The following is an 8,499-nucleotide window of genomic DNA, read 5'->3' as shown; positions in this document are numbered from 1 at the left end:
GCAATCTTGGTCGAGAACCCGTCTACCAGGAGCTTCGTCGTTCCACCGATCTGTCCGACACGCGGTCAGCACCGTCAGGCTGGAAAAGGCTCACTGACACACGCGGTCGCGTCGGCCAGGGAACACCAGGCACCGATGGGCAAGCGGCGTGTCAGGCAGACCTGCCTGACGAGGCGGCCCCGACGCTCCCTCGCTAGGCGGCCGCCTCCGGCGCCGCTCCACGCTCCAGGTAGGCAGTCGCCCCGTCGGCACGGGCCTCAATGCCCGCAATGATGCGGCGCACAAGGCGAGGGATCGTGAGGTCCGGCAGCTCTCGCGCGTCGTGGAAGGCATAACCGCGAAGCTCGTCTGCCTGAAGCTCGATGTGCCGGCACTCATCCGCAGTGAGGCGGCCCCCGTCGAAGAGGTAGAGCACCTTGTCACCCTCCCCCGGGTTCGGCGCCCAGTCCACGACGAGTAGGCGGCCGATCGCGGGCTTGATGCCGAGCTCCTCCCGGACCTCGCGTACGCAGGCTTGCAGGGGCGACTCCCCCGTCTCGACATACCCGCCGGGGATATCCCGGTAGTCCTTGTACGAGGGCTCGACGAGCAGGACCCGGTCGGCGTCGTCGAAGAACAGCGCGCCGGCGGCCATGCGCGGGTGGGCCATCTTCGCTTCGTGCTCGTTCTCGGTCACGGAACGGACTCTAACCGCCGACCACGCCGAGCCGACGAGCCAGGTCGGCCACCGGCAGGGACGGGCGGCCTCGGGTGCCGCGGATCCAGCCGATGACCAGTTCGCGGCTCAGGTAGTGGTGGCGTACCTGCTCGGGTGCGGCCCGCTCGGCGTCCAGCAGGGTGGCCAGCGCTTCGTCGGTCCGGTTCCAGGCGCTGAGCGCTCGGGCTACTTCCAGGCTGTGCCTCACGCGCCGTTCCACCGGCAGGCCGCTGGTGTCGATGCGCTGCCCGAGATCGGCCGCGATCTGGATGTCGCCGAGTTCTCCGGCAGTGGCGACGCAGTGGATGGCTACGTTGGTCGGGCCGAAGGCCGTCCAAAGGTGGTTCGCGTCGGCACCCAGTCGTCGTGCGACCTCATCCGCCTCGCGGAGGAAGGTCTGTGTGGTTGCCCGGTCCTCCGCTCGGGCGGCCGCCATGGCGCCGGCGAGGAAGAGCGTGCCGTAGACCGAGAGGTACTCGTCGTTCGCAGTGCCCAGGCCGGGCTGCATGACGGCCGCCGCGTCGTTCACCAGCTGGATCGCCGCGGTGAAGCGGCCAGTGGCCATCAGGCAGTGCGTGACCGCGCGGAAGAGCGAGCCCGTCACCGTGCTCTGGCCGCTCTGTTGCGCTGCCGCCAGGCCACGGTCGGCGGCGATCCACGCCAGTTCCGACTCCCCGACCTTGCCCAGCACCATGGCCGCACCGTGATAGGCCAATGCGAGTTCGGCATGGGCCTCCTCCCCTTCACGCCCTGAATACGAGCGGGAGGCCGCGAGGGCGTCGGCGAGGACGAGGGGAAGCCGTCGGGTCGCGAAGCCGTACTGAGACACCTGGTAGGCGTCGAGGACTTCCTTCACTGCGGCCCGCAAGCCCGCCAGGGTCGGCGGTTCGTCGTCGGGTGGGAGCCCCAGCAAGGGCGTGAGCTGCTTGTAGTCCATGAGCGCGTCACGCAGAGCGGGCACCGTACGGCGGCCGCTGTCACTCGACCACTCCAGGAGCGTCGGCTCGGCGAGGAGATCCCCGAGCGAGACGTCGAGAGCCTCGGCGAGTGAAGTGATCACCGAGAGGCGGTCGAGCTCGATCCGGTTGTTCTCCGCTTTGCTCAGCCAGTCCGTGGTGCGGCCGACGAGGCCGGCCAGGACCTCTTGGGAAAGTCCACGTCGGCGCCGGTACCAGGCCACGCGTTCGCCGATGGTCAGGTTCTCTGTCATCCCTCGCATGTCCTGAGCATCACCTCGTGGCCGGAATCGACCCCGGAAGGTTTTTCCGGGGTGCTGCGGGGCGCCGCGCCTACTGTCGCAGCAGACCGAGAAGGCCGCAGGGCGATGGGGGTAACTCCCGCCATTCCAACGGACTTTGGCGATCAGTTCTGCTTCTCGAACGGGACGGAGGTGTGTGGAGGATGCGCAGCACGAAGATGGCGGAGCCGTGGGTCGGACAAGGGCTGGGGCCGTTCGGCGTGGCAGTCCTCAAGCCGTACTCCAGAACGCGGTTCGCCACGGACGGCAGCTCTGTACTGAAGGTCTACGTCGGCATCGACCCCGAGGGCCGACGCCGACGGGAGGCCGCCACGGTCCAGCGTGCTCCGCTGCGCGGCATCTCGGTTCCGCCCGTCCTCGCGACGGGAGGCGACGAGGCCGGTTCCTGGACAGTGTTCCGGGCGGTGCACGGGACGCCGTGCTCGGTGGCCACCCGCAAGGCGACCGAGGACTACATCGGTCACGTCGTGGCGGTGAGCGGCATGCTTCACCGGCCCACTGCCGGCGCTACTCCTGGCCCCGGCTGGGCGGCACGGACTGGCAGCTCTGTTTCCGCGAGCCAGTTCCTGCTGGATCAGTTCTCGGCCCGCTGCCGGTGGATGCCTTGGTGGGCTGCGTTGCGGGAGGCCCTCCAAACGATCGACGCCCACCCAACTGTTCACCTGCATGGCGATCTCAAGCCCGAACACCTCTTCGTCGACGGAGGGTGCCTGCACGTCGTCGACTGGGAGGCGAGTGCCTGCGGCCCAGCCGTTCTCGACTACACCGACGTCGTCTTCCACCTCGTACGCGACCTGCTGTACGAGGACGTAGCGCCGGCGCGCATCCCGGTCGATCTCGAGGACCGGCTGCCGTTCTGCGGGCCGGTGCTCGCCTGGCGTCTGCTGCTCTGGCTCGATCGCCGGCGGACCCAGGACATCGACCTCGTCACCACCCAGGACATCGTCCGACTCGCTGCTGAAGAACAAGCCGTCTCCGCGTACAAGTCGCTCGCAGAGATCGTGGCGCACCTCCGCGCCGCCGGAGTCCCTCGCTGAATCTCGACCGCACCGCTCCTCCAGGCGTGCTGACGCCTGCGCTCATCCCCTTCTTCCCACCCCTGAACGGGAGTTCGTGATGCCTCGTACGAGCACGATCATCGGCAACAGCCACCTCGTCATCGACACCGCCATGGCCAGACCGGACGCGACGACCATCGTCGAGCGGAAGGGCCTCGGCCACCCGGACACCCTCGCCGATCACCTCGCCGAGCGGCTGTCCCGCGCCTACAGCCACCACACCGTCGCGCGCTTCGGCGCCGTACTGCACCACAACTTCGACAAGCTCGCTCTCCTCGGCGGTGCCAGCGAAGTCCGGTACGGGGCAGGCGAGATGACCGCCCCGGTCCGTGTCCTGGTCAACGGGCGTGCGGCGCCCATGTGCGGGGGCGAGACGATCCCGGTCAAGGAGATCGTCGAGGCCGAGGTGCGGGCGTTCTTCGCTGAGCGGCTGCCTGAGGTGTCGGACCACCTCGACATCGTCTTCAACATCACCAGTAACTCCAGCCCTGGGGCGGTCCTCACCGGCGACGGGGTTCCCGACCGCACGCGCTGGTTCAATCCCCGCTCTGTCGACGACCTGCGCGAGCGCCGGGTGCGGCTCTCGAACGACACGTCGCTGGGAACCGGGTGGGCTCCAGAGAACGCCTTTGAGACGTTTGTCCGCGACTTGGTGAACCACTTCTCCGGCGAGAGCGAGTTCACCCTCTCCCACGCGTGGTGCGGGTCCGACGTCAAGCTGATGGGCTTCTGGGACGGCGACGAGGCCGACATCGTCCTGTGCGTGCCGCAGAAGTCCCGGCACGTCGCCAGCCGGGCCGAGTACATCCGCAACAAGGAGACCGTCCTCGCCGAGTGCCACCGGCTGGCCGGCCTCCGGCTGCCGGGCGCCCAGGCGCGTTTCCGGCTCAACGCCCGCGACGTCCCGGAGAAGGACGAGCTGTACCTGACCTACACCGGAAGCTCGATCGAGTCGGGGGATGAGGGCGTCGTCGGGCGCGGCAACCGGGTCAACGGGCTGATCACGCCGCTGCGGCCGATGAACCTGGAGGGCGCCAACGGCAAGAACCCCGTCTACCACGTCGGCAAGCTCTACAACATCGCCGCGCAGCGCCTGGCCCACCGCCTGCACGAGACCACCGACGGGCACGCGGAAGTGCACCTGGTCAGCACCACCGGCCAGCGCCTCGACGAACCCTGGCGCATCCTCGTCCGCCTCTCCGCCCCGGACGCCGAGGTCGACAAGGTGCAGGCCCTCGTCGCGGAGGTACTGGGTGAGTTCCCGGCCCTGACCGATGAGCTCGTCTCGGACGGGATCGAGCTGAGCTGATGACGAAGCGGACGCTCGGCGAGATCCCCGCGGGGTGCAGGCAACGGCTGCTCGCGCACTACGGGCCTGCGGTCAAGCCGTGGCTCGACGCCGTCCCGAGTCTGCTGGCACGTGCGGCAGGGAGGTGGAAGCTGACGCTCGTGGCGTACCACGACGCCGGCCACGCCTCGGTGATCGCGACCGCGGCTCGTCCCGACGGGCGTCCGCTGCTCCTCAAAGCATGGGTTGATCCATCTCGTTTTCGCCACGAGGTGGAAGCGTTACGGCTCTGGGCCCGTGGCCCGACGGCGGAGGTCGTGGAGGCCGCGGACGACCTGGCCGTGGCCGCGCTCGAACTCATCGGCGGGCAACCCGGCGGCGCGGATCGGCCGCGGCGGGAGTTGCAGATGGTGGCGGCGGCCGTCCACGGGCTCCACACCTTGGGGCGCCACAGGCTCCGGTCGGAGCAGCTTCCACTCCTCACCGACTACCTCGCCCACGACGTCCGTCCGCAGATCGAGCGGCGGATGCGCGAACTCGACCTTGGTGGCTGGCATCCCCTCGTCGAAGCAGGGTTCGCTGCCGTCGCCGATCTGGAGGAGGGCTCCCGCCGGGCGACGGTGCTGCACGCCGACCTGTACCGGGAGAACGTCCTGTTCGACTGGCGGGGACACCCTCGGCTGATCGATCCACTCCCCATGGTGGGCGACCCTGCGTTCGACTGGGCGTTCTGGTCCGTCTACTACGAGCTCGGTCGCGGGACGTCCGTACGGCTGGCCGTCGCCTCACGTGCGTCTCGGATCCCCGTCCCCGTGCTCGCACCCTGGTGCCGACTCCTGGCGATCCACGGCCTCCTCTTCTACGTGGAGTCCGGCGACCCACGCGCGACGTTCATGGCCACCGTGCTCAGCGATCTTCTGGCGACAGCGACAATCCCTCGGAGTGGAACGTGACGACGTACATCCTTCGCCATGGCCAGACCGACTACAGCAAGCGGTACCTCGTCAACGGCGACCCGACCAAGCAGATTCTTCTGACCGACGAGGGCCGACAGCCGCTCGGCCGTGCGTGGGACGTCCTCCCTCTCCATTCCGTGGCCACCTGGCTGACCAGCGAATTTCCGCGAGCTCGGCAGACCGCCTCGCTCCTTATGGGCGTACCCTCGCCCGAGCTGGTTGTCGACGCCCGGCTGAACGAACTCGACTACGGGGAGTTCGAGGGCAAGCCCTTCCTCGAATACGCGGCCTGGCTCGACGAGCACGGTCCTCGTCGGCGCCCACCGGGAGCCGCGGAGTCGCAGCATGAGGGCATACGCAGGCTGCTCACCGGCGTCCTCGCCGCTCTGGAGCACCCGGGGCCCCGCGTCCTGGTCGGGCACGGCCTGCTGGTGTCCGTCCTCCACTGGCATGGAGATCGCGCGGCTGGCGAGCCCATGCCGCTGTTCTTCGCCGAGGCTCCCTATATCGAGCCACTCACAATCACCGACGACGATCTTTCCCTCTTGGCCACGGAGCTCTTGGATGATCTTGAATCGGCCGCTCTGCGCGAGACCACCACCGGTGGTGACGCGTCGATATTGCGGATCGGCGAGGGCCCGGTGGTTGCTACCGTCGATGCGGTATCCCCGTCCCACCCGCCGGATAAGAAGGATCTTCCTCATGCATAATGCCCGCGCCCTGATTGAAATGGGTGCCGAAGCGGTACGTCGGCTCGCTCGTCGCGGTTACTCCCTGGACCTGTCCCGGCTGGAAGACCTCCAGTCCCGGCGCAACCAGAGCATCCGCTCGGCCGACGAGCTGCGGGCGGAGTCCAAGCGGGTGGCGAGCGAGGTCCAGCAGACGGCCAAGCAGGGTGGGGACATCTCCAAGCTGAAGGAGCGCGCCCGCGAGCTGAAGGACCAGATCCGCGACATCGAGGCCGCGCAGGAGAAGGTCCAGGAGGAGCTCACCGAACTCCTGCTTACCATCCCGAACCTCCCGGACGACGAGGCCCCGGACGGTGACTCGGAGGAGTTCGCGGTCGAGATCCGGCGCGTCGGCAACCCGCCGGCGTTCTCGTTCGAGCCGAAGGACCACGTCGACCTGGGCGAGGCCACCGGCATCCTCGACTTCGCCCGCGCCACCAAGCTGTCCGGTTCGCGCTTCGCGGTCTCCCGCGGTGCCGGCGCCGCCCTGGAGCGCGCTCTAGCCACGCTCTTCCTCGACATCCACACCCGCCGCCACGGCTACGTCGAGCACGGTGTCCCGTACCTGGTGACCCGCAAGACGATGACCGGCACCGGCCAGCTGCCGAAGTTCGAGGAGGACCTGTTCAAGACCGGCGCTGCCGATCGCGACCTGTTCCTCATCCCGACGGCTGAGGTCCCGCTGACCAATCTCTACGCCGACGAGATCATCCCGCCCGCCGAGCTGCCCCTGGCCCTCACGGCCCACACCCCGTGCTTCCGCTCGGAGGCTGGCTCGTACGGGCGCGACACCCGCGGCCTGATCCGCCAGCACCAGTTCTCCAAGGTCGAGATGGTCAAGATCGTCGACCCGGAGACGGCGGACGCCGAGCTGGAGACGATGGTCGGCCACGCCGAGGCGTGCCTGAAGGAGCTCGGCCTCGCCTACCGCGTGGTCAAGCTGGCCGCCGGCGACACCGGCTTCTCCGCCCAGCTCACGTACGACATCGAGGTCTGGATCCCGAGCCAGAACACCTACCGGGAGATCTCCTCGATCTCCAACTTCGGCACCTTCCAGGCCCGCCGCGCCAACATCCGCACTCGCGGCGAGGACGGCAAGCCCAAGCTCGTCGCCACGCTCAACGGCTCCGGCCTGCCCGTCGGCCGCACCCTGGCCGCGCTTCTCGAACAGTGCCAGCAGCAGGACGGATCTCTCGTCCTTCCCGAATCTCTCTTCCCGTATCTCGGCTTCCGCCGGATCTCGGCGGACGGAACACCGGAGGCATAAGTGCTCGTCGGCGTCTGCGACTTCCCCGGTAGCTACGCCTTTCCACCCGCCGGATACGGCGGGATCGAACGATGGCTGTGGGCAGTCGCCGTAGGCGCCCGAACTGCAGGTGCCGACGTACACCTCCTCGGGCCGGGCTGGCTCACGGACCTGGAACACGACTGGGTCCGCAAGCCGGTCCGCCTGGAGGACCTCACTCCCGGATCGCTCGCCGAGCGCGAGCTCCGCAGCGCCGGATACGACCTCCTGGTCGTCGGGCACGAATACCCGTCGCTGCCGGCCTGGACGCGTACCTGGAACAAGCTGGACTGCGACATGACCACGTTCCAGCATTCGCCCGTCTTCCAGCACGCGGACACGGCCTTCGACGGCGAGCGGTCACGGCTCTACTGCTACTCGCCCGAGATGATCGAGCGGTACGCAGCCCACCGACCGATCCCCGAACTCGCTGTCCACCTCGGCCTGAACGAGGAAGAGCCGCCCGCCGTCGCCGGTAGCGACCTCGTATGGCTCGGCCGAATAGACGAGGAGAAGGCGCCGCACATCGCTGTCCGAGCCGCCCAGATCCTCGGCCGCCGGATACAGATCGTCGGCCCTGTCTTCGACGAGGCGTACGTGCGCCGCCACGAACACCTCTTCAGCGCGGACCACGTGAAGTGGGTCGGTGAACTCGGCGGCCCCGCCAAGACGGCTGCTATCCGCGACGCCTCCGTCTTCGTCTACACCTACGCCCGTGCATACGTGGAGGCCGGCGCCGCGGTCTTCGGCGAGTCTCTCCGCGCCGGCACCTCCATGGCCGCGCTCACCTGGCGTGAGGGCACATGCGCCCAAGCCGCTCTGTGCGATCAGACCGGCGTGGTGGCGGTGGCCGACCCTGTCGTGGACGACGAGACGGCAGCGGAACTCCTCGCGCGGGCGATCGAGAAGGCTGAGGACCTGAAGTACGCGGAGGTCCAGGAGATCGGGATGGACCGCTTCGATCCGGCCCGCCACTTCAGGGCGATGGCGAGTCGGCCGTGATGTCGAGTCATCCCAGAGAACGCCCGTTCGTGCCATCACCTCCTTCAGCCGTCCTCATACCTGAGGTCCTTCAGCGCATCCTCGGGGCCCACTGGGAGTTCACCGTCTCCGACAGACAGGTCAAGATCGAGCACGCACACAGAGGCTCCCCATACCGTCCGCCTCGTCAGGCGCCGTCGTGGGAGGAACTACTGGCGGGGCTCACGACGGGTTTCGCGGCGCTAGGC

8 protein-coding genes are annotated in these 8,499 nt (G+C 68.4%); 6 read left to right on the top strand and 2 right to left on the bottom strand.

Translation table 11 applies throughout. The annotated features are described in order from the left end of the window. Window positions 1–193: 193 nt before the first annotated feature. Together ORI94_RS30355 and ORI94_RS30350 are read right to left on the bottom strand one after the other, a co-directional pair. Window positions 194–676, bottom strand: a complete 483-nt coding sequence (locus tag ORI94_RS30355) for an NUDIX domain-containing protein (protein WP_266073207.1) — start codon at window positions 674–676, stop codon at window positions 194–196. A 10-nt stretch (window positions 677–686) separates the two neighbouring features. Then, window positions 687–1,907 (bottom strand): helix-turn-helix domain-containing protein, encoded by a 1,221-nt coding sequence (locus tag ORI94_RS30350; protein WP_266073205.1) that lies wholly within the window; start codon window positions 1,905–1,907, stop codon window positions 687–689. A gap of 191 nt (window positions 1,908–2,098) precedes the next feature. Between ORI94_RS30350 and ORI94_RS30345 the strand changes: the two genes are divergently transcribed. The 6 genes from ORI94_RS30345 (at window position 2,099) to ORI94_RS30320 (ending at window position 8,272) form a co-directional block, all read left to right on the top strand. After that, window positions 2,099–2,992, top strand: coding sequence for an aminoglycoside phosphotransferase family protein (locus tag ORI94_RS30345; RefSeq protein WP_266073203.1), 894 nt, complete (start codon window positions 2,099–2,101; stop codon window positions 2,990–2,992). Window positions 2,993–3,071: 79 nt separating this feature from the next. Continuing rightward, on the top strand, window positions 3,072–4,322 hold the full coding sequence (locus ORI94_RS30340; RefSeq protein ID WP_266073201.1) for a methionine adenosyltransferase: 1,251 nt from the start codon (window positions 3,072–3,074) through the stop codon (window positions 4,320–4,322). Beyond that, on the top strand, window positions 4,322–5,254 hold the full coding sequence (locus ORI94_RS30335) for an aminoglycoside phosphotransferase family protein (RefSeq protein ID WP_266073200.1): 933 nt from the start codon (window positions 4,322–4,324) through the stop codon (window positions 5,252–5,254). The genes ORI94_RS30340 and ORI94_RS30335 overlap by 1 nt, the downstream gene beginning before the upstream one ends. Beyond that, complete coding sequence (locus ORI94_RS30330) at window positions 5,251–5,967, top strand: histidine phosphatase family protein (RefSeq protein WP_266073198.1); 717 nt, start codon at window positions 5,251–5,253, stop codon at window positions 5,965–5,967. The genes ORI94_RS30335 and ORI94_RS30330 overlap by 4 nt, the downstream gene beginning before the upstream one ends. Next, window positions 5,960–7,252, top strand: coding sequence for a serine--tRNA ligase (gene serS / locus ORI94_RS30325; protein ID WP_266073196.1), 1,293 nt, complete (start codon window positions 5,960–5,962; stop codon window positions 7,250–7,252). Before ORI94_RS30330 ends, serS begins: the two co-directional genes overlap by 8 nt. Then, window positions 7,253–8,272, top strand: coding sequence for a glycosyltransferase (locus ORI94_RS30320; RefSeq protein ID WP_266073194.1), 1,020 nt, complete (start codon window positions 7,253–7,255; stop codon window positions 8,270–8,272). It begins immediately after the preceding gene. Window positions 8,273–8,499: the final 227 nt, after the last annotated feature.

The organism is Streptomyces sp. NEAU-W12 (assembly GCF_026242095.1).
Lineage (GTDB): Bacteria > Actinomycetota > Actinomycetes > Streptomycetales > Streptomycetaceae > Streptomyces.
The sequence above is the reverse complement of the archived record's forward strand: the minus strand, read 5'-3'. Positions and strand labels throughout refer to the sequence as shown.